Annotated in this window: 26 protein-coding genes; 17 read left to right on the top strand and 9 right to left on the bottom strand. The window is 41.0% G+C overall.

Annotation, left to right across the window (positions count from 1 at the left end; genetic code table 11):
* Positions 1–30 precede the first annotated feature (30 nt).
* From LP316_RS11970 to LP316_RS11960, 3 genes are read left to right on the top strand one after another with little or no spacing between them, the layout of a single operon-like run.
* Entirely contained in the window at positions 31–366 is a 336-nt protein-coding gene (locus tag LP316_RS11970; protein ID WP_193021392.1) for a hypothetical protein, read from the top strand.
* Complete coding sequence (locus tag LP316_RS11965) at positions 363–638, top strand: YeaC family protein (RefSeq protein WP_193021391.1); 276 nt, start codon at positions 363–365, stop codon at positions 636–638. Before LP316_RS11970 ends, LP316_RS11965 begins: the two co-directional genes overlap by 4 nt.
* Positions 635–3,412 (top strand): DUF349 domain-containing protein, encoded by a 2,778-nt coding sequence (locus tag LP316_RS11960; protein WP_193021390.1) that lies wholly within the window; start codon positions 635–637, stop codon positions 3,410–3,412. Before LP316_RS11965 ends, LP316_RS11960 begins: the two co-directional genes overlap by 4 nt.
* Positions 3,413–3,559: 147 nt before the next feature.
* Here the strand turns inward: LP316_RS11960 and LP316_RS11955 are convergent, their stop codons facing one another.
* Entirely contained in the window at positions 3,560–4,015 is a 456-nt protein-coding gene (locus LP316_RS11955; protein WP_193021389.1) for a hypothetical protein, read from the bottom strand.
* A gap of 388 nt (positions 4,016–4,403) precedes the next feature.
* Positions 4,404–5,399: a type I glyceraldehyde-3-phosphate dehydrogenase gene (gene gap / locus LP316_RS11950; protein ID WP_193021388.1), complete on the bottom strand. Its 996-nt coding sequence runs from the start codon at positions 5,397–5,399 to the stop codon at positions 4,404–4,406.
* 296 nt (positions 5,400–5,695) lie between these two features.
* Here gap and gndA point away from each other — a divergent pair, with 296 nt between their 5' ends.
* Both gndA and msrB read left to right on the top strand, forming a co-directional pair.
* Positions 5,696–7,222, top strand: a complete 1,527-nt coding sequence (gene gndA, locus LP316_RS11945; protein ID WP_193021387.1) for an NADP-dependent phosphogluconate dehydrogenase — start codon at positions 5,696–5,698, stop codon at positions 7,220–7,222.
* Positions 7,223–7,252: 30 nt separating this feature from the next.
* On the top strand, positions 7,253–7,621 hold the full coding sequence (gene msrB / locus LP316_RS11940) for a peptide-methionine (R)-S-oxide reductase MsrB (RefSeq protein ID WP_193021386.1): 369 nt from the start codon (positions 7,253–7,255) through the stop codon (positions 7,619–7,621).
* Between the two features lie 54 nt (positions 7,622–7,675).
* Here msrB and LP316_RS11935 read toward each other — a convergent pair whose 3' ends face one another.
* Positions 7,676–8,476, bottom strand: a complete 801-nt coding sequence (locus LP316_RS11935; RefSeq protein ID WP_193021385.1) for a DUF2989 domain-containing protein — start codon at positions 8,474–8,476, stop codon at positions 7,676–7,678.
* 166 nt (positions 8,477–8,642) lie between these two features.
* Here LP316_RS11935 and LP316_RS11930 point away from each other — a divergent pair, with 166 nt between their 5' ends.
* Together LP316_RS11930 and LP316_RS11925 are read left to right on the top strand one after the other, a co-directional pair.
* Positions 8,643–10,091, top strand: coding sequence for a glyceraldehyde-3-phosphate dehydrogenase (locus LP316_RS11930; protein ID WP_193021384.1), 1,449 nt, complete (start codon positions 8,643–8,645; stop codon positions 10,089–10,091).
* A 126-nt stretch (positions 10,092–10,217) separates the two neighbouring features.
* Positions 10,218–10,421, top strand: coding sequence for a hypothetical protein (locus tag LP316_RS11925; RefSeq protein ID WP_193021383.1), 204 nt, complete (start codon positions 10,218–10,220; stop codon positions 10,419–10,421).
* A gap of 9 nt (positions 10,422–10,430) precedes the next feature.
* On the opposite strand, the gene LP316_RS11920 is transcribed toward LP316_RS11925, so the two are convergent.
* The 6 genes from LP316_RS11920 to LP316_RS11895 all read right to left on the bottom strand — a co-directional run bounded on the left by LP316_RS11920 (position 10,431) and on the right by LP316_RS11895 (position 13,250).
* Positions 10,431–10,760, bottom strand: coding sequence for a TusE/DsrC/DsvC family sulfur relay protein (locus tag LP316_RS11920; protein WP_193023892.1), 330 nt, complete (start codon positions 10,758–10,760; stop codon positions 10,431–10,433).
* Positions 10,757–11,041, bottom strand: a complete 285-nt coding sequence (tusB, locus tag LP316_RS11915; RefSeq protein WP_193021382.1) for a sulfurtransferase complex subunit TusB — start codon at positions 11,039–11,041, stop codon at positions 10,757–10,759. The genes LP316_RS11920 and tusB overlap by 4 nt, the downstream gene beginning before the upstream one ends.
* A 9-nt stretch (positions 11,042–11,050) precedes the next feature.
* The gene (tusC, locus tag LP316_RS11910) at positions 11,051–11,407 is read right to left on the bottom strand and encodes a sulfurtransferase complex subunit TusC (RefSeq protein WP_226960736.1); all 357 of its coding nucleotides are present in this window, start codon (positions 11,405–11,407) and stop codon (positions 11,051–11,053) included.
* Between the two features lie 8 nt (positions 11,408–11,415).
* A complete protein-coding gene (tusD, locus tag LP316_RS11905) occupies positions 11,416–11,787 on the bottom strand; it encodes a sulfurtransferase complex subunit TusD (RefSeq protein WP_193021380.1) in 372 nt (123 codons plus the stop codon).
* Between the two features lie 67 nt (positions 11,788–11,854).
* Positions 11,855–12,514, bottom strand: coding sequence for a Bax inhibitor-1/YccA family protein (locus LP316_RS11900; protein ID WP_193021379.1), 660 nt, complete (start codon positions 12,512–12,514; stop codon positions 11,855–11,857).
* Positions 12,515–12,641: 127 nt separating this feature from the next.
* A complete protein-coding gene (locus tag LP316_RS11895) occupies positions 12,642–13,250 on the bottom strand; it encodes a DNA-3-methyladenine glycosylase I (protein ID WP_193021378.1) in 609 nt (202 codons plus the stop codon).
* 124 nt (positions 13,251–13,374) lie between these two features.
* Between LP316_RS11895 and LP316_RS11890 the strand changes: the two genes are divergently transcribed.
* The 10 genes from LP316_RS11890 (at position 13,375) to LP316_RS11845 (ending at position 25,520) form a co-directional block, all read left to right on the top strand.
* Positions 13,375–13,992 (top strand): DUF2057 family protein, encoded by a 618-nt coding sequence (locus LP316_RS11890; RefSeq protein WP_193021377.1) that lies wholly within the window; start codon positions 13,375–13,377, stop codon positions 13,990–13,992.
* 11 nt (positions 13,993–14,003) lie between these two features.
* Positions 14,004–14,759, top strand: coding sequence for an SIMPL domain-containing protein (locus LP316_RS11885; RefSeq protein ID WP_193021376.1), 756 nt, complete (start codon positions 14,004–14,006; stop codon positions 14,757–14,759).
* Between the two features lie 79 nt (positions 14,760–14,838).
* Complete coding sequence (locus LP316_RS11880; protein ID WP_193021375.1) at positions 14,839–15,300, top strand: GAF domain-containing protein; 462 nt, start codon at positions 14,839–14,841, stop codon at positions 15,298–15,300.
* Complete coding sequence (locus LP316_RS11875) at positions 15,300–15,587, top strand: hypothetical protein (protein WP_193021374.1); 288 nt, start codon at positions 15,300–15,302, stop codon at positions 15,585–15,587. The genes LP316_RS11880 and LP316_RS11875 overlap by 1 nt, the downstream gene beginning before the upstream one ends.
* A gap of 19 nt (positions 15,588–15,606) precedes the next feature.
* Positions 15,607–16,254 carry an RNA chaperone ProQ gene (gene proQ / locus LP316_RS11870; protein ID WP_193021373.1) on the top strand — a complete coding sequence of 216 codons (648 nt, stop codon included), beginning with the start codon at positions 15,607–15,609 and terminating at the stop codon, positions 16,252–16,254.
* Positions 16,255–16,271: 17 nt separating this feature from the next.
* A complete protein-coding gene (gene prc, locus LP316_RS11865) occupies positions 16,272–18,305 on the top strand; it encodes a carboxy terminal-processing peptidase (RefSeq protein WP_193021372.1) in 2,034 nt (677 codons plus the stop codon).
* 487 nt (positions 18,306–18,792) lie between these two features.
* A complete protein-coding gene (gene nhaC / locus LP316_RS11860; protein ID WP_193021371.1) occupies positions 18,793–20,244 on the top strand; it encodes a Na+/H+ antiporter NhaC in 1,452 nt (483 codons plus the stop codon).
* A gap of 104 nt (positions 20,245–20,348) precedes the next feature.
* Positions 20,349–22,907: an aminopeptidase N gene (gene pepN, locus LP316_RS11855; RefSeq protein ID WP_193021370.1), complete on the top strand. Its 2,559-nt coding sequence runs from the start codon at positions 20,349–20,351 to the stop codon at positions 22,905–22,907.
* A 19-nt stretch (positions 22,908–22,926) separates the two neighbouring features.
* Positions 22,927–23,148 (top strand): DUF2835 domain-containing protein, encoded by a 222-nt coding sequence (locus LP316_RS11850; RefSeq protein WP_193021369.1) that lies wholly within the window; start codon positions 22,927–22,929, stop codon positions 23,146–23,148.
* Between the two features lie 323 nt (positions 23,149–23,471).
* A complete protein-coding gene (locus LP316_RS11845; RefSeq protein ID WP_193021368.1) occupies positions 23,472–25,520 on the top strand; it encodes a DUF1302 domain-containing protein in 2,049 nt (682 codons plus the stop codon).
* Positions 25,521–25,527 lie beyond the last annotated feature (7 nt).

Raw genomic sequence — 25,527 nt, 5'->3', positions numbered from 1 at the left:
AATACGCAAAACATATTTTTGAGGTAAGCCATGGCTGTTATAAATTGCCCTGCGTGCAGTAAAAAGATCTCCGATAAAGCGCCAACCTGTAGTCATTGCGGTTTGGAAATCGCTAATGCAACCGGTGATCGCCTATCACATATTCGCAAAGTTAACCGTATTCAAAGAGCACAAACATTATTAAATCAATCGTTTATTGCTATGTTACTATTTTGTGCTGGATTTCTTGGTATATTTTGGTACGACAACAATCAAACGTCATGGCAGTATTTGTTATCGATGATCGTCTGTGTCATTGGTTTTTTTAGCTACATTATTACCCGCATTCGTTTGATTATTTTTAAGAGAACTAGTAAAGAATTATGAACGTATTAGATCTTGTTGAAAACATGTCACAAGACATGTACTTAAGGCTAAAACATTGTGCAGAAACTGGCCGCTGGCCTGAAGGTACTCAAGTTGATCAGGCACAACGAGACTCTGCATTACAAATTGTTATGGCTTATCAAGCAAAACATTTAAACAGTGATGAAATGCTATCGATCGGCGCTGATGGCCGGATCGTTGAAAAAACAAAACGCGAATTAAAAGCACAGTTTTCTGATAAAAATAATATTGCTAGGTTTTCTGATCTATGATCTTTTCCACGTTTTTTAGAGCAAAATGGCAACATAAAGACGAAACCATTCGTCTAGAGGCGGTTAAAAAGGAGCTTGACCAAACAGATGAGCAGGATAGGGAAGTCCTTGTTTCAATTGCCCAAACTGATCCCAGTGATACTGTGCGCATTGCAGCTTTTAAAAAGCTAAAAAGTATGCCGTTATATTGGCAAAATCTTGATGATAGCGCTTCGGCGATTCGCCAATTAGCACTAAATGAAATAGAAAAATCTTTGTTGTCACATTTAAATGAGACCAGTGCAGAACAAAAACTTCGGATACTTAGTCTCACGAAAAAGTCCTCACTGATCGAAAGTTGGTATGCGTTAGAGCATGATGAAAATGTCCAAACAGCATTATTTGAGCGTTTAAACAAACCAAGCTTTCTCTATACAGCCTTTACTAATGCTCATTCGAGCAAGTTACAGCTTAGGATCATTGAAGAAATCGATGAGCTCAATCAACTCGAAAAGTGTTTAAAAAAAGCAAATGACCAAACGGTGTGTAAGGCGATTGAAGCAAAACTAAGTAACATTAGAGTGGCAAAAGAAAAACCCGAGCAAGTGCGCAAAGAAGCTCAGTTAACCTTGTCTATGTTACTCGCGCTTAAAGAGCAAAACGATTATCAGCAAATGTTGGAAAAACGTCAGCAATTAGATGCTAAGTGGCAGCAAATCTCTGCTGAATTAACGTATTTACCCGAGGCTGAACAGGCGTTAAATAAAGAGAAGTATCACAATATTATCGTCCAGCTCGATAAAGTGTTTGCAATACAAGCTGAGGCTTACCAACAACAACAAATTGCTGAGCAGCTAAAAGCCCAAAAGCAGCAACAAAAGCGAGAAATTGAGCAACAGCTCAGCGCTATTGACCAATCAATTGCAAATGCAATTTTTGAGACCAACGATCTCGATGAAACGCAAATCAACCAAGCCTGTGATACTTTGCAACAATTGATTGACCAAGCATTGATTGATGATCAAGCTAAACAAGGTTATTCACAGCAATTAGATAGGGAACGCAAAAAGCTCGGCAAGATTCCGGTGATAGCACAATCGGTGAGTGAGGCTACACATCTCATAGCGCGCATTGCGCAATTAGCCGTACCAACGACCATGGAGCAATATGTTGATAAACAACAAACTTTTGCTAGTTGGTTGAAAGATTGGAAAGCGGCAGAAAAGCGAAGCGCAGGTGTACTACCACAGTCACTTAAGTCAGCCTATCAAGAAATTAACGGCCAATGGCAAAATGCTTTAGCGCCATTTGAGCAAGAGCAAAAGAAACTCTTTGGTCAGTGTGCCAAGAAGTATGCCGATGTAAAGCGGTTAATTCGCTTGGGAAAATACAATGCCTCCTTTGGTGTTTATAAACACGCCAAATCACTATTTGATCAATTAAGCCCGGCTAATCAAGTAAAACTTAATCGTGATCATGAGCAAGTTAGTGAAAAGATCGCAGAATTGGCTGACTGGGAACACTATGTGGCAACGCCAAAAAAACAAGAGTTACTGGCACAAATCACTGAAATTGCCACAACACCGAAAGACGACTTAACTCAGCAAGCGAATCTTGTTAAACAATATCGCAAAATGTGGAACAGTTTAGGTCACGCCGAAGAAGAGCAAGAGAAGTTGCTTAACGATGCATTTAACGAAGCTTGCGAACAAGCTTTTTCACCGTGTCGAGAGTTTTTTGCCCAACAAGAAAAACAACGAGATGAGCATGTTAAACAACGCGAGGATATTATCGCTGAGTTAAACGCCTTGGCTGAGCAATCAGTTCAGTTGCCGCTAAAAGATCTAGAACAGCGTTTTAATCTATTAAAGAAACAGTGGCAATCAGCCGGTGAGGTTGCAAGAAAACGCTATAACGAATTAATTGAACGCTATCGCAAAGCTTGTTCGCCAATTACTGCTGCCATTAATCAGCAACACAGTGAGCACAAGCAGCAAAAGTTAACATTAATTGAAACGGCAAACCGTTTATTAGCGCTTGACGATGTCTTTGCGGCCTCTAATCAAATTAAGCAGCTACAGGCCGAGTGGAAAACCATAGGTTTCGCTGGTAAGCATCAAGAAAACAAACTTTGGCAAGCGTTTCGTCAGGTTAACGATCAATTATTTGCTAAGCGAGATGCAGTTAAGTCAGCGCAAAATCAAGAAAACAACCAAGCGCTTGAGACAGTGAAAGCAAGTTTATTAGCCTTGGAAGAACAAGCTCAGCTTGCTAATGATGTTAAATCGTTAAAGGCAATTAACCAGCAGTTATTGACACTTAAATCAGATCTACCTGCAACCACCAAAGGTTTAGCAAAGCAAATCGATCAGTGTATAGCGTCAGTCAGTGGTAAAATAAGCCAGCTAGCTGAAGCAAAGCAGCTACGACAATGGCAAGCAATTTTCGATGTCATAGCGCAAGCGATTGATAAAGATGGAGCCATTGATCAACACGGGAGCTTTGCGCAACTACCACTGAAATGGCAACGAAAATTGTTAGATAATCAAAACAGTAGCGAAATCACTGACCGCAGTGACGCGACGTTGGCAATTGAAATATTGGCTGGCGTTGAATCACCAAATGAGTATCTTGATCAGCGCTTGGCTGTACAAGTCAAACTCATGCAAAGCCAGATGACGTCGGGTGGTAAAGTCGATATGACCGAGCAATTTCTTATGTGGTTAGGCGAAGGGCCGGTAACGAAGCAAGACTTACCATTTGTTGAGCGAATTAAGCCCGTTTATTGTCGATAACAACTATCATCGTTAAATCAATAGTCAGGTTAATGAAGAAAAGGCATCCCCTGTCATGTTACAGGGGATATCATGCATGCTAGCAGATGTAATGCTTAGATTGGGATAGCTATTAGGCAATAATAACTATCACCTGCTAGGCGAAATTTACGCTGATGCAGTTTCTTGAGTAGCTTCTTGCTCTGTCGCTTCTTCGCGTGCTTCTTCTGCTTCAATTGTTGCAGAAATAGCTTCTAAAAGTGCGTACTCAGCGGCAACAACGTGAACAACTGCGCGCTCAACACAGTGAGCTGCGTGCTTTTGTGCTTTTTCTGCTCTGCGATCAAGCTTGGCAATTTCGCGCTTCTTTTTCCATGATGAGATAGTTTCTTGAGTGTGCTCTTTTTTATCAGCAGCCCAGTTTTCAATATCTTGTTGTAACTGCTTTGCTTTCGCTTCCTGCTCTTTAATTGACACTTTTAACGCGGCAATTTTTTCATCGACATTCTCTTTTGACTTTTCTGCGTTGTTCTCTACATTTGCTTTAAATGCTTCAAAGCTGTTTTGTAGAGATTGTGCATCTTTTTGGATTTTTTCAATGAACGCTTTTTTATCTAAAGTCATAATATTCACCTGTAATTTGTTGATAAGTTGATTAGTTAATTTTGATAGGTGAAGTATCGATTAAACGATAAGAAAAAACTGTAAGAGAATTGTAAAAAGACTGCGGATAAATGTTATAACAACTTGTATACAGAAATAGTCGTTGCTTTTTAAGCAGTACTGTTTACCTGTATGTAGTGTCGACGTTGAGCCGTTATATTTATTGTCAAGAAGAGGGCAATCGCCAAGCGGCAGGACAATGAGCGAAATGCTACATCTAGTATGCTTTGGCTTGTTTATTGTCTTGTCGTTTTATCGGTAGTTTTATTTATATAGTGTCGCCGGTGCACAAATTACAACACGCGGCGACTAAAATACATGTCTATAAGGCAGTAACCTTTGAGGTGAATTACTTGCTGATGTGGTTAACTAAATCAAGCACTTTGTTTGAATAGCCAATCTCATTGTCGTACCAAGTGACTACTTTAACAAAGGTGTCAGTTAGCGCGATACCCGCGGTAGCATCAAAGACAGATGTACAACGCTCACCAATAAAGTCGTTCGAAACAACCGCATCTTCTGTGTAGCCTAAAATACCCTTTAAATCGCCTTCGGCGGCTTCTTTCATGGCTTGACAAATTTCGTCGTAACTCGCTGGTGAGCAAAGGTTAACCGTTAAATCTACAACCGACACATTAGGTGTTGGTACCCGAAATGCCATCCCGGTAAGTTTGCCATTTAATTCAGGGATAACTTTACCGACGGCTTTTGCCGCACCTGTTGATGATGGAATAATATTTTGCGATGCACCACGGCCACCACGCCAATCTTTAGCCGACGGCGCATCTACCGTTTTTTGTGTTGCCGTGGTTGCGTGTACGGTGGTCATCAAACCATCTTTAATGCCCCAGCGATCATTTAATACTTTCGCTACTGGCGCTAAACAGTTTGTCGTACAAGAAGCATTAGAGACGATATCTTGGCCGGCATAGGTGTCTTCATTTACTCCCATCACAAACATAGGCGTAGTATCTTTCGATGGCGCGGACATGACGACTTTATGCGCGCCCGCTTCAATGTGTTTGCGTGCGCTTTCATCGGTCAAAAATAACCCTGTTGATTCAACAACTACCTGGGCGTCAATCTCATTCCACTTCAAGTTAGCTGGGTCACGTTCACTCGTCACCCTAACGGTTTTTCCATTTACCACTAGATTACCGTCTACTACCTCTACGCTGCCATTAAAACGACCGTGAGTAGAGTCATATTTAAGCATGTAAGCCATGTAATCAACATCAATTAAATCGTTAATGCCAACAACTTCGACATTATCTCGTGAAAAAGCTTCTCTAAATACAAAACGACCAATGCGTCCGAAACCGTTGATACCTATTCTAACTGTCATGTTTATTCCTAATTGCTATTATTCGGCAAAATATCTTTTGTAGTAAAATTACATCAAATTCAGATTTTTTCAACATAAAAAGCGACTAAAACGTGTTTTTATTACATTTGCGCCTTTGGTGTTGCGAATGTTTACACAAATATAGCGGCATTTTCCGCAGGAAATATTGATTTTAGTGTATTAATTTTAGCTGTGCATGATAAAATGCCTGCAATTTTTTAAGGGGTATTAAGTGCAACTATAATTGAGCTAGTTCAATCGTACTTTGCCCAAATATTTACAATTCGGACACTTACATGACAACAGAAAATATGACGTGTGATATCGGCTTTATTGGCTTAGGTGTTATGGGTAAAAACCTAGTATTGAACCTTGCTGACAATGGCTATACCGTTGCTGCTTTTGATCTCAGTACAGATAAAGTTAATGATGCGATCGCCCAAGATGCATTAGAAAATAAGTCGGGCAGTCCGCGTGTTGTTGGTTGTAGCTCATACACTGAGTTATTTTCTCGTTTAAAAGCGCCACATACCATTGTGTTATCAGTACCAGCCGGAGCGCCAGTAGATCACGTTTGTGAGAGTTTGATTGGAGCGGGTATCCAACCTGATGATATCGTTATAGATACAGGCAACAGCTTATGGGTTGATACCGTGGAGAGAGAAAAGAAATATAAAAACAATTTTATTTTGTTCTCTTCAGCGGTTTCAGGTGGTGAAACCGGTGCCCGCTTTGGTCCAGCACTAATGCCTAGTGGTTCTCCGTATGCATGGACACGTATAAAACCTATTTGGGAAGCCATTGCCGCTAAAGTTGATCCTAAAACGGGTAAGCCAATTGAGCGCACTGAGCCAGGACAAATTGTTGAAAAAGGCGATCCTTGTGCAGCGTATATTGGCCCAGCAGGTGCTGGTCACTTCGTTAAAATGGTACACAACGGTATTGAATATGCTGACATGCAAATTATTTGTGAGGCATATCACGTATTGCGCGCAGGTCTTGGTTACACCCCTGATGAAATTGCTGATATTTTTGAAAACTGGAACAAGGGACCATTAGACAGTTATTTAATGGAAATCTCTGTTGAAGTACTTCGTCATAAGCCAAACAATGACCAAACGCCATTAGTTGATTTGATTCTCGACAAAGCAGGCCAAAAAGGAACTGGCTTGTGGACGGCTATTAGTGCGCTTGAAGTTGGTTGCCCTGCGCCAACCATCGCCCAGGCAGTGTTTGCTCGTTCAATTTCATCGTTTAAGAAACTGCGTGTTGAAGCGAGTACTAAATTAGCGGGACCTCAGTTACCGGTATTATCTTCAGACGAAAAACAAGCTTATGTCGATCGTTTACACGATGCTATTTACTGTTCGAAAATCTGTGCTTACGCTCAAGGTTTTCAATTAATGAGCTTGGCAGCAAAAGAGTACAACTGGACATTAAATTTTGCCAATATTGCCAAAATTTGGCGTGCTGGTTGTATTATTCGTGCGGTATTCTTGCAGTCGATCACTGAAGCATTTGAGCGCGATAGCGAACTTGAAAACTTACTGGTTGACGAATTTTTCATCGAGCAACTCAATAAGCATCAACTTAATTGGCGTCAATCGATTGCTGATGCAACGATTTTAGGTGTGCCAATTGGTGCTATTTCATCGTCGTTGTCATACTATGACTCGGTTCGTTGCGGTGTATTGCCTGCTAATCTATTACAGGGGCAACGTGATTTCTTTGGCGCTCATACTTTTGAGCGTGTTGATACGCCAGCAGGTAAAAAGTTCCACGTTGAATGGTCGACCCAGGCACGTCGTTTAATCGAGGTTTAGTCTTTCAATAAAGGTTAAAAAGGGTTAGCAATGGTAGATAAAGATCATAGAAATGAGCTTTCTGAGGATGCGTACCGAATTTGTCGCTTAGCGGCTACTGAGCATCCTTTTACGGGTAAATATAATGATCATTGGTTAGACGGTATCTATCATTGTGCCTACTGCGAACAGCCATTATTTGACTCTGCAACTAAATTTAATGCCGGCTGTGGTTGGCCTAGCTTTTGGCAAAGTCGCGAAGGCCAAGTTAGCTATCATCAAGACAACTCTCACAATATGCAACGTATTGAAATTCAATGCGCTAATTGCCAAAGTCATTTAGGTCATGTTTTTGATGATGGCCCTAAGCCGACGGGTAAGCGCTATTGTGTTAACTCACTCAGTTTACTGTTCAAATAATAAAAAACGCACCCCATTGAGTGCGTTTTTTTAGACTTTTCTCTCAGGTGATAATTAGTACTGCGGTGCTTTAAATTTACCTTCTTCAATATTCTTCAAGGTGACGGTGGCAACCGTATCTAAAAAGTTAATATCCAAACCGTGCTTTTCAACATACATAGCGATTAATGCTTGATTTAAGTGCTGATCGTCGGGTTTGTATAATTGCAGTACTTTTAACCAGATATATGTTTGTTTATGTTCGTCTTTATCGTTAAAAATGTTGGCAATCGATTCAAAAACTTCGTGATTTAACTGGGCACCAGAGGGCGTGAGTTCTAATGAGTGAAATAGTATACCCAGGGTTTTGTCTGGATCGCGTTTAATGTAATAACTGGCTAAAAACTGCTGTAACTCTGGTGTTTCTAATGCCGCACTGCCTTCCATAGCGGTAAACTTGTTCATCGCGTCTTCATCAAGAAACCGCGACCAATGAAAATAGAGTAGGTAAGGGTTGTCCGATGTTTTTGTGTTTTGTGCTAATTGTTCAAAGCGTCGTTCAGCGTTAAGTAGACTGTTAACGCGATTAGTCTTTTTCTCTTTTAATTTGATATGTTCTATTTGCGAGGCCAGCGACATACAGCCAATGTAATCTTCATAAGCTAGTAGCTCTTTGTATTTGTCGGCGTCATCGTTAGTTTGTTTGACATTATAGTTATGTAATAACAGGGCTTTGCGCTCCTTCCGACACCAGTTGTCATCATGAATATCAAGGCAAATTTGTGGGTCGGCCGCACACATAGTTGCTATGGTTGGGCCTTGCTCACAGCCGGAGAGAAAACTAACACCAATTATCAAGGGTAATACTGAACGCATATGGCTTCACTTAAATAATGAAAATTTTATGTAATCGCTAGAGAAATCTTTCATGTTCGATTACAATGTGCGCCGCAACGAGGTTGAGACTATTTTCATTTCAACAATAACAATAATAGTGATAATAGCTTACTGTTCAATTGACTTAAATATAAAGGTTTAAAAAATGACATTCCAAACGGAAAAAGAATATCAAGCTAGTTGGCAAGAGCGTCAAACATTTGCTGAAAACATGCAACCACTTATTGGTCAGCTATACCGTAACAAAGGTATTGAAATTTCAGTATATGGTCGTCCATTAGTAACGGCTACGCCTATCGATATTATTAAGGCTCATAAATCAGTTGCTTTACACGAAGAAAGCAAGTTGCGTTTGCGTGAGAGCTTCCCATTTGTTGAAGCGTTAAACAAAATGTCATTAGCGCCTGCGCGCATCGATGTTGGTAAACTAGCATACAACTATTTATTTAAAGGTGATGCGAACGGTTTATCAATTGAACAATATTTAGAAAAAGAATTAGCAGACATTCAAAAATCAAGTGATGATAACGGCGCACAAGATGTCGTGTTATACGGTTTTGGTCGTATTGGTCGTTTACTAGCGCGTTTATTGATTGAACGTGAAGGTCCAAATTCAAAACTTCGTTTACGCGCCATTGTTATTCGTCCCGGTAAAGATGGCGACTTAGCGAAGCGTGCAAGCTTATTGCGTCGCGATTCAGTTCATGGTGCTTTCAACGGTAGCATTTCTATCGATGAAGAAAATAATGTAATCAAAGCAAACGGTGCCTTCATCAAAGTGATTTACGCTAAATCACCTTCAGAAATTGATTACACAGCATACGGTATTAACAATGCCCTAGTTGTCGATAACACAGGTATTTGGTCTGACGAAGAAGGTTTGGGTCAGCATTTACAATCTACTGGTGTTTCGAAAGTATTGTTAACTGCTCCTGCAAAAGGCGATATTAAAAACATCGTATACGGTGTAAACGAAGATATGATTTTACCTGAAGATAAAATCGTATCAGCAGCAAGTTGTACAACGAATGCGATTACGCCAGTATTAAAAGCCATCAATGACGAGTTTGGCATCAAGAACGGTCACGTTGAAACGGTTCACTCATATACAAATGACCAAAACTTGATTGACAACTACCACAAATCACCACGTCGTGGTCGCAGTGCACCACTTAACATGGTTATTACTTCTACTGGTGCAGCTAAAGCGGTAGCTAAAGCACTACCAGAATTGAAGGGTTTATTAACAGGTAACGCAATTCGTGTACCTACGCCGAACGTTTCAATGGCGATCATGAACCTTAACCTCAAGAAAGCGACAAGTGCTGAAGGTTTAAACAACTACTTACGTGAGATCTCGTTAAACTCGAAGTTACAAGATCAAATCGACTACACTGCATCAACTGAAATTGTTTCTACTGACTTAGTCGGTTCTCGTTTTGCTGGTGTGGTTGACTCGCAAGCAACGATTGTTGATGAAGACCGCGCAGTGTTATACGTATGGTACGATAATGAATTTGGTTACAGTTGCCAGGTTGTGCGTGTAATGCACGAAATGGCCGGCGTTCATGTTCCTACGTTACCAGTAAAATAATTCAAATTTAGTTTACTAATTAAATCAATGGGGTCTGAGTTTTTCACTTAGATCCCATTTTTTTTTACTAAAATTATTTGAAACACGACCGATACAATACATAGATATATTTTAGGAGAAGTATTTATGTCAATTACCATCCACTCATCAAGCGCGGTGCAAACGGCTTCAGGTGATGCTTTAGAAATTGCCGTTGCAAAGAAGGCACAGAATCAACAAGAGATTGAAGGCCAGATGGCTGTTCAACTTATCGAAGCGGCTGCGAGTAGCTTAGATAGCTTGCCGGCACCAACAGCTTCGAGCGGTAATAATGTTAATATCAAAGTGTAAGTTGTTGAGTTAAATACAGCGTGCTGGTTTAGGTAAACCAGCATATTTTGTTGCTTGTTTTGCCGGCCCCTCTTTGAACAATCGATAAAGGTAGCGTGAGCTTGCCTTTTCTTCACCAAATTCAGCTTTCATCGCTTTGGTTAATGCGCGAATAGCTGGAGAGGTGTTATAAGTTAAATAAAACGCTCTAACAAAATTGATCACTTCCCAATGCTCTGGCGTTAAGACAATATTATCAAGGCCAGCCATATACTCACCAAGTGCCGGTGTCCAAATTGTATAATCGAGCAGGTAGCCTTGCTTATCAGTTTCAATGGTCTGTTGGTTAAATTCAATCATGTTTGCCATGTTAACGTTTTGTTTGCCTCTAAAATAAGTGTCGATAACTCGTCAAATGTTATCCCTAAGGTGCCTTTAGCGGCACTAATACCACGAGCTTGAGCATGTTCTTGGACAAGATATACCGTTTTTGATTTATCGAGCAATAATTGCAAATGTAAGCATTGACAAAAATAAACCCCATCATCGATAAGCACCACTTCGTCATGTGATGTTAATAAACAAGCTAGCTCATGGCTTATGTCTTGTTGAAATGGAGATTGACGGATAATGTGTAGCACAATGTAGCCTTAAAATTTTAATATTGTGGTAAATTCAGCCACTTTGTTGGCGAGCACGTCTGGTGATAACACCTGCACATTATCGAGCGCAAAGTGTTCAGATAATTGACGTTGCAATAAAGAGTTTTTGCATACGTATATATGCTCAATGTCATAAAACTCAAGGGCATTTAAGGTTTTTAGGAAATCCTTAGCGCCTGTTTGGCTAATGGCTTGAGGTATGAGTTGCCAAACGCCATCGCCGATAAAAAACAAACTTGTGGCTTGCTCGTAGGAACCTAAAATTAATGCCAAATCTAACGACTCTTTGGCATGAGTTGAATTGAGCGGGGCATGCGAATTAATAATGGCTATCGATTTTTCCATCATCACCTCTACAGCTGGATCACTTGGTCGGCAGCAGAGTAGAGGCTAACAAATTCACCTAACCCTGATACGGTAAACTCCGGCAAAATATTGGTGCTATCTTGCCAGTCATCGCTAAGTCCGCGTTTTTCGGCTGCGGTTATACATAAATGCAGTGGAATACTATGTGCTTGATGTAGCGTTTGCCATTGCTTTATTGTTTGGTATTCATCAGCAGGAATAGCTGTGCTTGCGCTGGCATTCAGTGCGCCTTCTTGATAAAAGAACACGCCGATAACTTCAGTATCGTACCGGGCTGCTAGCTGTTCAACTAATGCGATACTCGTTGCTGTTAAATTTGATAAAGGCGATGAAGTGATCATCACGGCGATAGTTTTCAAGTGTACCCCTTAAAATAAAAAAGCCTCGAGATTCGAGGCTTTTATTATAACAGTATGTTGACGAAAATTAATCGTCGCTACCGAAAACACCTAATAATTGTAATAAGCTTACAAAAATGTTGTAGATGTTTAGGTATAAAGAAACCGTTGCGCGGATATAGTTTGTTTCGCCACCGTGGATAATTCGGCTCGTGTCGAACAAAATTAAACCCGACATAATCATGATGATTGCTGCATTTAACGCAAGTGAAACAGCAGGCACCTGGAAGAAAATGTTGGCAATCGCAGCAACTACAACCACAATCAAACCAACCATTAAAAAGCCACCCATAAATGAGAAGTCTTTCTTACTGGTTAATGCGTATGCTGATAGCGCAAAGAAAATCAGTGCAGTGCCACCAAGTGCTTGCATGATGAGTGAGCCGCCATTAGGCAAACCTGCGTAGGCATTTAACATTGGCCCTAACGATGCGCCCATTAAGCCGGTAAAGGCGAAAATCCAAATTAGGCCACTCGCTTTATCTGCCTGTTTTTGAACAACAAACAATAAAACGAAAGCAACAATAGTCATCACTAAAGCTGCCACAGGTGACAGATTCATTGCCATAGAGATGCCAGCACACACAGCACTCCAAGCTAATGTCATACCTAACAGCATGTAGGTATTCTTGAGTACCTTGTTAATCTCGATTGACGAGCTTTGACTCGCCGTATTGATTGTTTGCATAAATATTCCTCTGAGAATGTTTAATCTTGTATTTATAGACTACCGAGTAGTTTTTCAAGGGTTAAATCTATCATACCACTCATGTCTTTGACATATAATGACATAAAAAGTTTAATTCAACCAAGCATTAAGTTTTCATTTTAACCGAATCTTTATCATTATATTGACAAATAATTTCTTTTCTTCTGTAACAATTTGTACTGTGATCATTGATCAAGCCGGTTGCTTGCAAGTGAGAGTACAAGGTTGTTGAACCTAAAAACTTAAAGCCTCGCTTTTTCATATCCTTGGCAAGCGTGTCGCTCACCTCAGAAGTCGCAACATAATCATCAAGCTTAGCCATGGCATTCACTATCGGTTGGTGATCAACGAACGCCCAGAGATAGTGACAAAAACTGCCAAACTCTCGCTGTATTTCGATAAAGCGCTTCGCGTTATTTATCGTTGCTGCTATTTTTAATCGATTACGAACAATGGCAGGGTTTTGGATTAGTTCTTCGATGTCTTCATCGGTAAATTTAGCGACTTGCTCGACATCGAAATTAGCGAACGCTTGTCGATAGCCATCACGCTTTTTCAAAATGGTGTACCAACTCAAGCCTGCTTGGGCTGACTCTAGCACCAAACACTCAAACATTTTTTTGTCATCGTATACAGGCACTCCCCATTCTTCATCGTGATATTTAACGTAATCGGGTTTACTGGTATCTAACCATGGGCAGCGGCAGGAACTCATAAAAGGATAATAACTCTTTGAGGTGGTTGTTTAAAAGATTACCAAGCGTAGAGTATTAATGAAACTTTTCATTTGTTTTTTGTTCTCATAAGATAATATTAATATTCAACGTATTGAGCATAACATGATCAAATTTAAGCACTTAGTCTTGAGTACTTGCTTTATCTGTGCGCCAGCGATTGCTGGCCAGTTAATGGTGAGTGAAACCTTGAAGGTCCTAGAAATTAATGGCAAAGAACACAATGGCGGCTTTCTTGCCAAAGATACTACTTTTGATATTCAACCCGGTGAACAAAAACTACTATTGAAGTACCAAGAGTTTTTCGAAGAAGACTTTGAGAACTTTGCGACGATTCGCTCTAAGCCATTCTTATTCAGCTTTTACGCCAATGGTGATCAAGATTACCAGCTAGCGACCCCCGAGCTTGATAATGAACGCGAGGGCAAAGCGTTTGCAAAACAACCTCAAGTGATTATCACCAGCACTGATGCCGAGCCAGTTGCTTCACAAGTTAGTATGCTTTCGTCGACAGCGCCACTCACTGCGCCAACTGTTGGTACACCGAGCGCGGCACAGCAAAAACAATCCAATGCCAAAACCCCCGTTTTACAGGAACAATCAAAACAAGAAAATATTGCGATAAGCAAGCAATCTCCAACTGCATTATCTATGCTTACTTACTGGTGGCAACAAGCTAGTGAAACAGAAAGACAGGCTTTTCTAGCTCAGATCAATCAATAAGGATAATACAGATGAAAAAGCTTTGGTTTGGTGCAGTGATATGCGCAAGTTTATTAGTTATTCACTCGACAGGATATGCCCAAGAGAGTGTCAAAGTCGTTGGTAAAGCCAGTACCAGTGTAGCGCCTGATACTTTTCTCATTCGTTTTGGCTTTGAGCAGCGAGGTATTAGTGCGAGTAAACTGAAGACGGTTGTTGATGGCCAAACCACGGCGTTAACTAATTATGCCAGAAGTTTGGGCGTGGCTGCTGAACAGATTAAGTCGAGTCAATTATCTGTCCATATCCGTTATCCAAATCCTAATGAGCGCGTTAATCAAGTATACGCGCCGGCACCACAAGCGAAAAGCACTATAGTCAAAACTGAGGTGGCGACAACTAAAGCCCCGATGACACAAGTAGAGTTTGTTGTCAGTAGGACAGTAGAAATAAATTTAACTAATTTGCGCGATTACGACAAACTGCTCGATAACAGCGTAAAAATTGGCGCTACTCGGATTGATCCTGTGCAAAGTTTAACGCGTGATAACGAAGAGGTTTATCAAGCGTTGTTAAAACAAGCAGTTGCCAATGCCAGAAGTAAAGCACAAACGTTAGTAGATAGTGCGGGGGGCAAACTAGGCCGGGTGATCGCGTTAGAGGAGCTATCACATTTTCAAGCCAGACCAAGAATGATGGCAGCCGAGTCTGCTCGTTTTCATCAATCTTATAGTGGCAGCGATACCCTATCAGCAGAAGTTTCTGTTCACTTTGCCATTGAACATTAAGAAAAATCGGATAAACACTTTAAAAAAGGCGCTTTTCAAGGTATGTTAGGCGCCTTTTTTATTATAGATAGTAACTTTGATGACAAAAGAGAGCTTTTACCAAGAATTACATGCTCAAGTTCAAGCTATTATTGGTGATGAAACAGACACAATCGCGAATATGGCTAATATCAGTGCCTTGCTTTTTGAGCGTTTAGAAGGTGTAAACTGGGTAGGTTTTTATCGTTTGGTTGATGAACAGCTGATCCTTGGTCCGTTTCAGGGTAAGGTTGCGTGTATTCGCATCCCCTTAGGTAAAGGTGTTTGTGGTACAGCAGCGGCAAAAGATGAAACACAGCGCATTGCCGATGTTCATGCATTTGAGGGGCATATTGCTTGCGATGCGGCTTCAAACGCGGAAATTGTCATCCCTGTGCATCAAAACGGAAAAGTCGTCGCTGTGTTAGATATCGATAGTGTCGTTTTTGAGCGTTTTGATGAAACAGATCAACAAGGCCTCGAAGCAATTGTTGCATTATTCGAACAACAGTTGAGTAAGTAATGAAAGAGTTTGTGGTTATTCATGACTTTTTAGTCTCAGAAGCCGTTGTTGGCGATTGGGATGGCGAAGAAGAGTTAGTCGCCGAAAAGCTCAATGAGTTCTATCATACAATGTATGATTTAGCTGAAGAAGATATTTCGCCAGATGAACTTGCTAATTTATTAGAGTTGATTTGGCATCACTGGATAGGCGAACCTGCCTTGCCAGAACTAGAAACAGATGATATTTATGAATGGTGTCAAAATGTCTTAGACAATCGTTCGCAATATCTTGAAGATTTAAATTAAAAATTTGTAAGTAGTATTTATGGAAAACAAACGTAACACAAGTAAAGAAATCATCGCTTTGTTGGTGGAGAAATTTCCTGCGTGTTTCTCAATTGAAGGCCCAGCTAAACCACTTAAAGTGGGTATTTTTCAAGACTTAGCTGAGCAGTTAGCTGAAGATGAAACGGTCAGTAAAACGCGTTTGCGTCAAGCGTTAAGACACTATACAAGTAGCTGGCGTTACTTAAAGTCGGTAAAAGTGGGTAGTCATCGCGTTGATCTGTTAGGTGAGCAAGTTGCCGAAATCGATCAAGAGCAAGCAGATTACGCTGCAAAAACGCTCAAAGAAAGCCAGGAAAAATTTGGTAACAAAAATACTAAAGCAAAAAGCGAAGGTCAAAAAAACTCGGCGAAAACAGGTCAAGCGCCTAAAAACAAAGGCGTAGCCGATAAAAAACAAAAATTCAAAAATGTAAAATCAACTAAGCGAGTAGCGAAAAAGCCACAAGAACCAGTGAACTTAACACCAATCGACTCGTCTACTGTTAAAGAGGGTGCTAAAGTTAAGGTTAAGTTTGGTAATGCCCCAATGGATGCCGTGATTACAGAAGTGGATGGCAACGATGTACACGTTCAACTTCAGTCTGGTATGGTTATCAAAACACAAGTAGAAAATATCTTCTCATAATAGTTGGAGTTCGAAGCATGCATAAATTTTGTCGTATCGCGATCGCTGTTTCTCTATCAGTCGTTTCAGTAGTTAGTTTTGGTAAAGACGTTCAAATACCAGCAGAACTGCCCGTACTCAGTCCAGAGAGCCAACACGCTGTATCGACAAAGCGCATCACTGCACAGTTTATGCGTGCTCACTACAAGAAGTTCAAAATTGACGATGCGTTATCTAACCAGATTTTTGATCGTTACATCAAGCAACTCGACTTTAACAAAAATATCTTTCTCGCTTCAGACGTAGCGAGTTTTGAACAATATCGCGATGCTTTTGATGCGGTCATTGCCAAAGGTCAACTGCAGGTAGCTTACGACATTTATAATTTGAATTTACAACGCCGTGTTGAGCGCTATGAATATGCACTGACGCTACTTGACAAGCCGTTTGATTTTACGGTTAAAGAGCGCTATCACTTCGACCGTGAAAATGCCAGCTACCCAGAAACGACTGAAGAGCTCAACGAGTTATGGCGTCAGAAAGTTAAATATGATGCGTTAAATTTAACCTTAGCTGATAAAGAGTGGCCGAAAATTCAAGAGCTACTGACGAAACGCTACAAATCGACGATTAAGCGCTTAAAACAAAGCGAAAGCGAAGATGTCTATCAACTCGTGATGAACAGCTTTTCTCGCGTAGTCGAACCGCATACCTCGTATTTATCGCCGCGCAATGCTGAACGTTTCCAGATGGAAATGAACCTATCACTCGAAGGTATTGGCGCGGTGTTGCGTGCCGAAGATGATTATACCGTGATTCAAAGTGTTGTTTCGGGTGGCCCAGCTGATAAGTCAAATCAATTAAAACCCAAAGATCGCATCGTTGGCGTTTCACAAGATGACGATGAATTTGTCGATGTCATTGGTTGGCGCTTAGATGATGTGGTTGATTTAATCAAAGGGCCCAAAGGTACCAAAGTACGGTTACAAGTCTTACCGGGTGAATCAGATAGTTTAGATAGCCTGAAAACCGTGTCGATCGTTCGCGATAAAATTAAACTTGAAGATCGCGCGGCCAAATCTGAGGTTTATATTGACGAGTCAATAGAAGGACAGCCTCGTAAACTTGGTGTTATTGAAATACCTAGCTTTTACAATAACTTATCAAAAGATGTTAAAAATGAAATTGAAAAGTTAAAAGCTGAAAATGTCGAAGGTATTATCGTTGACTTACGTGGTAACGGTGGTGGTTCATTAACGGAAGCAACACTATTAACGGGCTTATTCATTGAAAAAGGTCCTGTTGTTCAGGTTAGAGACAGCGCAGATCGCATCGCGGTAAATGCTGATCGCGATGGTATCGTGCACTACGATGGGCCTCTGACAGTCATGGTTGATCGTTACAGTGCATCAGCTTCGGAAATTTTCTCAGCGGCGATCCAAGATTACAACCGCGGTATCATTGTTGGTGAAAATACCTTTGGTAAGGGCACTGTTCAGCAGCACCGTGGCTTAGGTCGTGTCTATGATCTTTATGAAAAACCACTTGGTTCGATTCAATACACTATTGCAAAGTTTTATCGAATCAATGGTGGCAGTACGCAACACAAAGGGGTAGCGCCAGATATTGCGTTTCCATCTGCGATTGACCCTGCAGAGTGGGGTGAGAGCAAGGAAGAAAATGCGTTAGTATGGGATCAGGTGCCACGTGCTAACTACCGCCAGGTTAACACAACGCCTTTTGATATCGCCTACCTAGAAGGCCTACATCAAGAGCGGATTAAGGCTAATATTGAGTTTGAATACCTGCAGAAAGATATCGCACAATACAAAGCTGAAAAAGACGACAAATCAATTTCACTGAATATTGAAGAGCGGAAACAGAAAAGCGAAACTCGTAAAGCCCAGCGTTTAGCGCGTGCCAACGAACGATTAGCAAGGATGGGCAAAGAGCCGATCGAAGCACTTGACGATTTACCAGAAGAGCTCGAAGAGCTTGATATTTTCTTAGATGAAACGGCGCAAATTACCTTTGATTTAATCGAGCTTAATAAGCTCGCGAAAAACAGGTAAATCACTGGGTATAATGTTTAAAAATCAGTCAAGCCGTCCATTAGGGCGGCTTTTTTGTTTCTGCATGATTAGTATAAGTGGTATCATCTATGCAGTTTTATCGAATATTTATTGATGGACAGCCTTACAGTTAATAATTTGTGACTTGCACTTAGCGTCAACAACAGGCATTTTACTTGTCATAATACCAAGTGAATTAAATATTTGATCACTCAGCGAGATTTAAAAGGCTTTTAGGCAAGGCTTTGATTGCCGATAATGGTTATTCCCTTATCAAAATCAGTAACGAAGCATAAAAGTCTTTTAAACTCGCCCTTGGGAGCTCGTCAGAAAAGTGATAATTTCGCAAATTTATTTGATGGAGAATGACTACATCTGTATAAATTTCCTTTATTCTAACTTCCCTGACGCAGCTCTGAGTTGGTCAAATATTAATTTCAATTGGTATAACAATAAATATTAAAAAATAATAGGTTTTAAATTTCACATGTCAGTAGATTCATCACCACGCACGCCAAGTATGTTTGATTCGGCGATACCCGTTATTGCGCTTGTTATTATGCTTGCAGGGGCGGTAACACTATTTGGTGACAACTCGTCTTATGGTCCAAACCAAATCGCGCTACTTGTTGCTATGGGGATTGCGGTTGTTATCGGGATAAAAAACGGCTTTTCTTGGGCTGAGATAGAAAAAGCGATAGTTAACGGTATATCGTTGTCACTTGGCGCCATTTTGATTTTATTATCAGTTGGTGCGCTTATTGGTACTTGGTTGCTTTCGGGTACCGTCCCGACCATGATTTACTATGGTTTACAGATACTTAATCCATCATGGTTTTATGCAGCATCATGTATTATCTGTGGTATTGTCGCGATGAGTATTGGCAGCTCGTGGACAACGGCTGCAACCATAGGTGTCGCCTTACTCGGTATTTCTCAAGGGCTGGAATTATCACCGGCGATCACCGCTGGTGCCGTTATTTCAGGCGCTTATTTTGGCGATAAAATTTCGCCGTTATCTGAAACAACTAACTTAGCACCAGCGATTGCAGGTAGTGAACTTTTTGCTCATATTCGCTACATGTTGTGGACAACCGTACCCTCTATTTCAACCGCGCTTGTGCTGTTTACCATCTTAGGCTTTACCGAGTCGACTACAGCGTCAACTGAAGCGATTGATTCGTTAAATGAACAATTGGCTGCGCAATTTAATTTAAGTATTTTTAACTTGATCCCATTAGTTGTTTTGTTGGTGCTTGCGATTAGAAAAGCGCCAGCGTTTATCGCAGTATCTATTGGTGCAATTATCGGTGCGATTTGGGCGGTAATTTTTCAGCCAGAGCTCATCGAGCGACTCGCAGGCGAGGGCTTTAGCCAATCTGAAGCAAATATACGCGTGGTATGGACGGCATTTTTTGACGGTGTCTCCATCGAAACCGGTAACAGTGAGCTTAATGACCTATTAAGCGGTGGCGGCATGTCGAGTATGCTTAACACGACGTGGCTGATTATGTGTGCCTTGAGTTTTGGTGCGGTACTTGAACACTTAGGCATGTTAAAGGTATTTGTTAACGCTATTTTGAAAACAGCTAAGTCAACTGGCAGTTTGATCGCATCAACTGTCGCAACGTGTATCAGTACAAACCTTATTACCGCTGACCAATATATGGCGATTGTCATGCCAGGTAGGATGTATAAAGAAGAATATGAACGCAGAGGTTTAGATCCCGTAGTGCTTAGCCGGACATTAGAAGACTCTGGTACTATCACTTCACCACTTATCCCATGGAATACATGTGGTGCTTATATGTACAGTGTGCTAATGGTTAACCCATTGGATTATATTTTCTATTGTTTCTTTAACATCATTAACCCAATCTTAGCCGTGGTTTATGGTTTCATTGGCTTTCAAATTAAAAAATTAGTAAAAACTCAATAAAACTGCTAAATAAATAATTATTCATTAGCTACGTTTTATTGGCTAAAACTCTCAAAAATTCAAGCCTGTGTGATGCAGGCTTTTATTTGCTCAGCGGAACTTCTATGACTGACTCAACAACGCGCTATTTATCAGATTATCAAGCACCACAATTTAACATTAGTACCGTTAATTTAAGCTTTGAGCTTGAAGACAGCGAAACCCGTGTGGTTAATGAAATGCAGATCACTCGGTTATCAGGTGAAACTAAATTGGTGTTAGATGGTGAACATCTCACCTTGATTCGGGTGGAGCTAAACGGGGAACAACTCAGCCCATCGCAATACCAACTCACTGACAGTACATTAACTTTATCGCTTGTCGAAAAAGAAAGTCGGTTATTAATTGAAACTCAAATTGATCCGATTAATAACACAGCGCTTGAAGGTTTGTTCAAGTCAGGTGGTGCTTTTTGTACTCAGTGTGAAGCTGAAGGCTTTAGACGGATCACCTACTACCTTGATAGACCAGACGTGATGGCAACTTTTACTACCAAGGTAATCGCCGATCAAGCAACTTACCCACAATTACTGGCCAATGGCAATAAAATTGAATCAGGCACATTAGCAAACGGTAAGCATTTCGTTACTTGGCATGATCCCTATCCCAAACCCGCTTATTTATTTGCCTTAGTTGCCGGTGATTTTGATCTACTTAGAGACAGTTACACAACGATTCAGGGGCGAGATGTTGCATTAGAGATTTTTGTTGATAAGGGGAACTTGTCGAAAGCACACCACGCGATGAATTCATTGAAAAAGTCAATGCAGTGGGATGAAGAAGTGTTTGGCCTTGCTTATGATCTCGATATTTACATGATTGTTGCTGTCGATTTCTTTAATATGGGCGCGATGGAAAACAAAGGCTTAAATGTCTTTAACTCGAAATACGTGCTGGCAAATGAAGAAACGGCAACCGATACCGATTACTTTAATGTAGAAGCGGTGATCGCTCATGAATACTTCCACAACTGGACGGGTAATCGCGTAACATGTCGCGACTGGTTTCAACTGAGTTTAAAAGAAGGTTTAACGGTATTTCGCGATCAACAATTTAGTGCTGATATGCACAGCGGTGCAGTAACGCGAATTCAAAATGTTCGGGTATTACGCGCCCATCAATTTGCTGAAGATGCAAGCCCAATGGCACATCCTATTCGCCCTGAAAAAGTGATGGAAATGAATAACTTTTATACCTTAACTGTGTATGAAAAAGGCGCAGAAGTCATTCGCATGATCCACACCTTGTTAGGGCAAGACAATTTTCGCAAAGGTATGGATCTCTACTTTGAGCGTTTTGATGGTATGGCCGTTACCTGTGATGACTTTGTTAATGCCATGGCTGACGCGTCAAATAAAGATCTCAGCTTGTTTAAGCGCTGGTACTCACAATCAGGCACACCGATGTTAACGGTTAAGGAAAGCTATGATGCAAGTTCTCAACAGTATGTTATCGAGGTCGCACAAAAAACTGAGCCAACCAAGCAGCAGCCGGAGAAACTCGCCCTACATATTCCAATAAAAATCGAGTTGCTAGATACCGACACAGGGAAAACTCAAACACATTTGCTTGAGTTAACACAGGAAAGTCAGTCTTGGACATTTAACGGTTTTACCACTAAGCCGGTAATGGCCTTTTTAGGTGATTTTAGTGCGCCGGTAAAAGTAACTTTTGACCAATCTGATGATGAATTGATTGCCATAATGAAGCAAGCTAACAATACCTTTTGTCAGTGGGATGCCGGACAAAAGTTATTTATGCGCTATATCTTTAGGTTAATTGAAACACCGAATTACCAATTGCCTGAACAGCTGATTAACACGTTCGAAGCGGTATTAGACAATCCGCAATTAGATGATGCACTTAAAGCTGAGCAGTTAACTTTACCGAGCTTTGGTGAAGTTGCTGATAACATGAGTGTGATTGAGCCAGAAAAAATCCTTGCAGCGTTAAAAATATTAAAACAGTTTTTGGCATCAGGATTACACGAAGCTTTAACGACTTGTTACCAACGTTGTCAGCAAGCCGAGCCAAGAACAGCGCAGACGCGGGCACTAGCCAGCACATGTTTAAGTTATTTAGCGCTGCACTCACAAGCGCAACCGCTCGTTGAAGCGCATTATTACGATGGTCAGAATATGACCGAACATTTAGCGGCACTTAATGCGGTGACCCATCAAGATCTGGCTTGTCGAAGTCAACTGATGTCTGATTTCGAACAAAAATGGTTTGATACAACCCTAGTGATGGATAAGTGGTATTCACTGCAAGCGATGCAACAGGGTGATCAGGTCTTTGAAAATTTAGCTGATTTACTTAAACGCAGCGATTTTAGTTTAACTAACCCTAATCGCGCACGCTCATTACTCGGCGCATTTTCGATGAACAATCCTAAATACTTTCATTGCGCATCGGGTCGCGGCTACGAGTTCTTGACGACTCAATTAATTGAGCTTAATACCATTAACCCACAAGTCGCAAGCCGTTTGATTACGCCACTGCTGGCGTTCAAGCAGTTTGAACCGCAGCGTCAAGCAATGATGAAAGCACAATTAGTTAAAGTCAGAGGCTTAGATAATCTGTCAAAAGATTTAACCGAGAAAATTAACGCTGCATTAGATTAGTTAGCTTGTATGGTTTTTTATGAGCCAGACCTTTTACTTTTCACTTAACATGTCAACACAAGACTTTTTACCCTACTATCAGGGTAGGGTACAAAGCTTGGTTGTAACGACTACTACCGGCATTCGTGTCGAATTTCCCGCTATGCGTTTACGCAAGTACGTCGACTCGCTCGGCGTACGCGGCTTTTTTTGCCTAAAAACCGAGCATGGCAAGTTTGTTTCTTTAACGCGTATTAAATAGATTAGAGCTATTGCTTTAAACAGTGGTCAGACCATCTTGTGAGTAATCTGTTACACTGTGTTATTTGCTACCAACAATCGCTAACCACAGAGTTAAAGCATAGCTTGTCGAAAAATTCACATCTTAGTAACTTATGTTTGAAACAGGTGTTTTAAACACTGCCTTGTTTCTGGTTTGATCTCTAGCTAAAGTCATTGTAAATAGTGGGCTTTAGCGTTGATTTTAACGCTTGCTAGTTCGTTAAAATGATGTAATTATTGTTTCATCCACAACCTCGTGGAAATAAAAAAATAAAAATTGTTTCGCATTTGGGGAGAGAATTAATGAAACATAGCCCTCACGCAAAGTTTTATAAAAAGCCGGTAGCGCTTGGCATAGCAGCAGCTATGTTAGCTTTATCTGCTAATAATGCTTTAGCGGCAAATTTCCAAGTAGGGAATTTTGATATCAGTTTCGATTCAACATTCAGTTACGGTCAAAGTTGGCGTGTTGAAAACAGAAACTGGAACGACAACATTGGTAAGTCAAACAATTTACACAACGGTTTTGACTTTAGTAATTACAACGCGGCAACAAACCCTACACCCATTAATGCCGATATCTGGCGAGGTGCCGGTGGCTACTCAAACAACGGCGACAACGGTAACCTTAATTATGACGCGGGCGAAGCATTTTCTTCTGTATTCAAAGGCTCACATGAATTAGATATTCGTTACGACAACTTTGGTTTCTTTGCTCGTGGCATGTATTTCTACGATTTCGAGTTAATGGATAGTGAGCGCCCTTGGGTTAATCCAACATCACAACAAAATAACGACGTTTGTCGAGACGACGAAGCAAAAGACCAAGTCTGTCGAGATATTCGCTTGTTAGATGCTTTCTTCTATGCCGACCTTGATGTTGGCGAAATGCCACTGTCTGTTCGCATTGGTGACCAAGTCATTAGCTGGGGTGAAAGTGCCTTAATTTCTCACGGTATTAGTGAGTTGAACCCAGTTGATATTGCTCGTCTTCGCGCGCCAGGTGCAGAACTTAAAGAAGCGTTTATTCCATTTGGTGCGGTTTGGGCATCATTAGGTGTAACTGAAAACTTCAACATTGAAGCTTTCTATCAATACCGTTGGGAAAAAACAGTGCTACCAGCACCGGGTACTTATTTCTCAACAAATGATTTCGCTGGTGACGGTGGTCATTATAACAATGTGCAACTCGGCTTCTCTGGTAACCCAGACATGGATCTAGACTTCTTAATGGCGAGCTTGAACGGTTTAGGTAGCGCATTGAGAAGTGGTCAAATTTCGCCAGCTCAAGCAGGTGCTATGTACTTAGCTTACCCAACGAAGTTAACGTTAAAAGCGCCTGGAAGCTTGGCCGAAGTTGAACCAGATGACGGCGGCCAGTACGGTTTGCGTTTATCTTGGTTCTTACCGGAATTAAACGATACAGAATTAAGCTTGTATTACATGAATTACCACAGTCGTCGTCCAGTGTTCTCTGGTGTTACGGCTGACTTTTCTGATGGTGCAATTCAGCATGACTTAGGTATGCTAGCTGCCGGTCCAGTGACTGAAGATAGCTATCACATGTTAAGATCGTTCTCTAAAGTAGAATTAGATTATGTAGAAGATATCAAGTTATACGCATTGAGCTTTAACACAACAGCAGGTACAACGGCTGTTGCTGGTGAAGTGTCATTCCGTCAAGACGAGCCGCTACAGATTGATGACGTTGAGTTGTTATTTGCTGCAATGCCGCAACAATTAGCCAATGCTGGTTTACGCCCTGATTTAGACGGTATTTCACAAATGCCTGTGTTCGGTCAAGGTGAACGTGCAGACGGTTATATTTTGTCAGACACGATTCAAGCGCAAATGACCTTTACACACTTGTTTGGCCCAATGTTTGGTGCTAGCCAAGTAACGGGTTTACTTGAGGTTGGTGGTATTAACATTAACGATATGCCAGCGCAAAGCGAACTTCGTTTAAATGGCCCAGGTACTGCCCGTAACGGTGGTATTGAAGGTAAAGAAGGTTTAGAGCTTGCGATTCAAGATGGCGTTGAAACCAACCCATTCCCAACAGATTTTGCATGGGGTTACCGTTTATTAGGTAAGCTAGATTATAACAATGTCTTTGCTGGCATTAACATGTCACCGCGCATTGTTTTCTCACACGATGTTGATGGTATTACACCAGATCCATTGTTCTTATTCATCGAGAAGCGTAAATCGGTATCTTTAGGTGTGTCATTTGATTATCAAAGCCGCTGGGCTGCTGACATTACCTACAATACGTTCTTTGATGGCGTAGGTACAACAAACAAACTGGAAGATCGCGATTACGTTTCTTTCAACATCAAGTATTCAATCTAAGGCAATT

The sequence above is a fragment of the Thalassotalea sp. LPB0316 genome, from assembly GCF_014898095.1.
Lineage (GTDB): Bacteria > Pseudomonadota > Gammaproteobacteria > Enterobacterales > Alteromonadaceae > Thalassotalea_G.
The sequence above is the reverse complement of the archived record's forward strand: the minus strand, read 5'-3'. Positions and strand labels throughout refer to the sequence as shown.

Bases quoted from the DNA above. Each gene is read 5' to 3' on its own strand.
- LP316_RS11970 (WP_193021392.1), top strand. From the start codon at position 31: ATGGCTGTTATAAATTGCCCTGCGTGCAGTAAAAAGATCTCCGATAAA.
- LP316_RS11965 (WP_193021391.1), top strand. From the start codon at position 363: ATGAACGTATTAGATCTTGTTGAAAACATGTCACAAGACATGTACTTA.
- LP316_RS11960 (WP_193021390.1), top strand. From the start codon at position 635: ATGATCTTTTCCACGTTTTTTAGAGCAAAATGGCAACATAAAGACGAA.
- LP316_RS11955 (WP_193021389.1), bottom strand. From the start codon at position 4,015: ATGACTTTAGATAAAAAAGCGTTCATTGAAAAAATCCAAAAAGATGCA.
- gap (WP_193021388.1), bottom strand. From the start codon at position 5,399: ATGACAGTTAGAATAGGTATCAACGGTTTCGGACGCATTGGTCGTTTT.
- gndA (WP_193021387.1), top strand. From the start codon at position 5,696: ATGACAACAGAAAATATGACGTGTGATATCGGCTTTATTGGCTTAGGT.
- msrB (WP_193021386.1), top strand. From the start codon at position 7,253: ATGGTAGATAAAGATCATAGAAATGAGCTTTCTGAGGATGCGTACCGA.
- LP316_RS11935 (WP_193021385.1), bottom strand. From the start codon at position 8,476: ATGCGTTCAGTATTACCCTTGATAATTGGTGTTAGTTTTCTCTCCGGC.
- LP316_RS11930 (WP_193021384.1), top strand. From the start codon at position 8,643: ATGACATTCCAAACGGAAAAAGAATATCAAGCTAGTTGGCAAGAGCGT.
- LP316_RS11925 (WP_193021383.1), top strand. From the start codon at position 10,218: ATGTCAATTACCATCCACTCATCAAGCGCGGTGCAAACGGCTTCAGGT.
- LP316_RS11920 (WP_193023892.1), bottom strand. From the start codon at position 10,760: ATGATTGAATTTAACCAACAGACCATTGAAACTGATAAGCAAGGCTAC.
- tusC (WP_226960736.1), bottom strand. From the start codon at position 11,407: ATGGAAAAATCGATAGCCATTATTAATTCGCATGCCCCGCTCAATTCA.
- LP316_RS11900 (WP_193021379.1), bottom strand. From the start codon at position 12,514: ATGCAAACAATCAATACGGCGAGTCAAAGCTCGTCAATCGAGATTAAC.
- LP316_RS11895 (WP_193021378.1), bottom strand. From the start codon at position 13,250: ATGAGTTCCTGCCGCTGCCCATGGTTAGATACCAGTAAACCCGATTAC.
- LP316_RS11890 (WP_193021377.1), top strand. From the start codon at position 13,375: ATGATCAAATTTAAGCACTTAGTCTTGAGTACTTGCTTTATCTGTGCG.
- LP316_RS11885 (WP_193021376.1), top strand. From the start codon at position 14,004: ATGAAAAAGCTTTGGTTTGGTGCAGTGATATGCGCAAGTTTATTAGTT.
- LP316_RS11880 (WP_193021375.1), top strand. From the start codon at position 14,839: ATGACAAAAGAGAGCTTTTACCAAGAATTACATGCTCAAGTTCAAGCT.
- LP316_RS11875 (WP_193021374.1), top strand. From the start codon at position 15,300: ATGAAAGAGTTTGTGGTTATTCATGACTTTTTAGTCTCAGAAGCCGTT.
- proQ (WP_193021373.1), top strand. From the start codon at position 15,607: ATGGAAAACAAACGTAACACAAGTAAAGAAATCATCGCTTTGTTGGTG.
- prc (WP_193021372.1), top strand. From the start codon at position 16,272: ATGCATAAATTTTGTCGTATCGCGATCGCTGTTTCTCTATCAGTCGTT.
- nhaC (WP_193021371.1), top strand. From the start codon at position 18,793: ATGTCAGTAGATTCATCACCACGCACGCCAAGTATGTTTGATTCGGCG.
- pepN (WP_193021370.1), top strand. From the start codon at position 20,349: ATGACTGACTCAACAACGCGCTATTTATCAGATTATCAAGCACCACAA.
- LP316_RS11850 (WP_193021369.1), top strand. From the start codon at position 22,927: ATGAGCCAGACCTTTTACTTTTCACTTAACATGTCAACACAAGACTTT.
- LP316_RS11845 (WP_193021368.1), top strand. From the start codon at position 23,472: ATGAAACATAGCCCTCACGCAAAGTTTTATAAAAAGCCGGTAGCGCTT.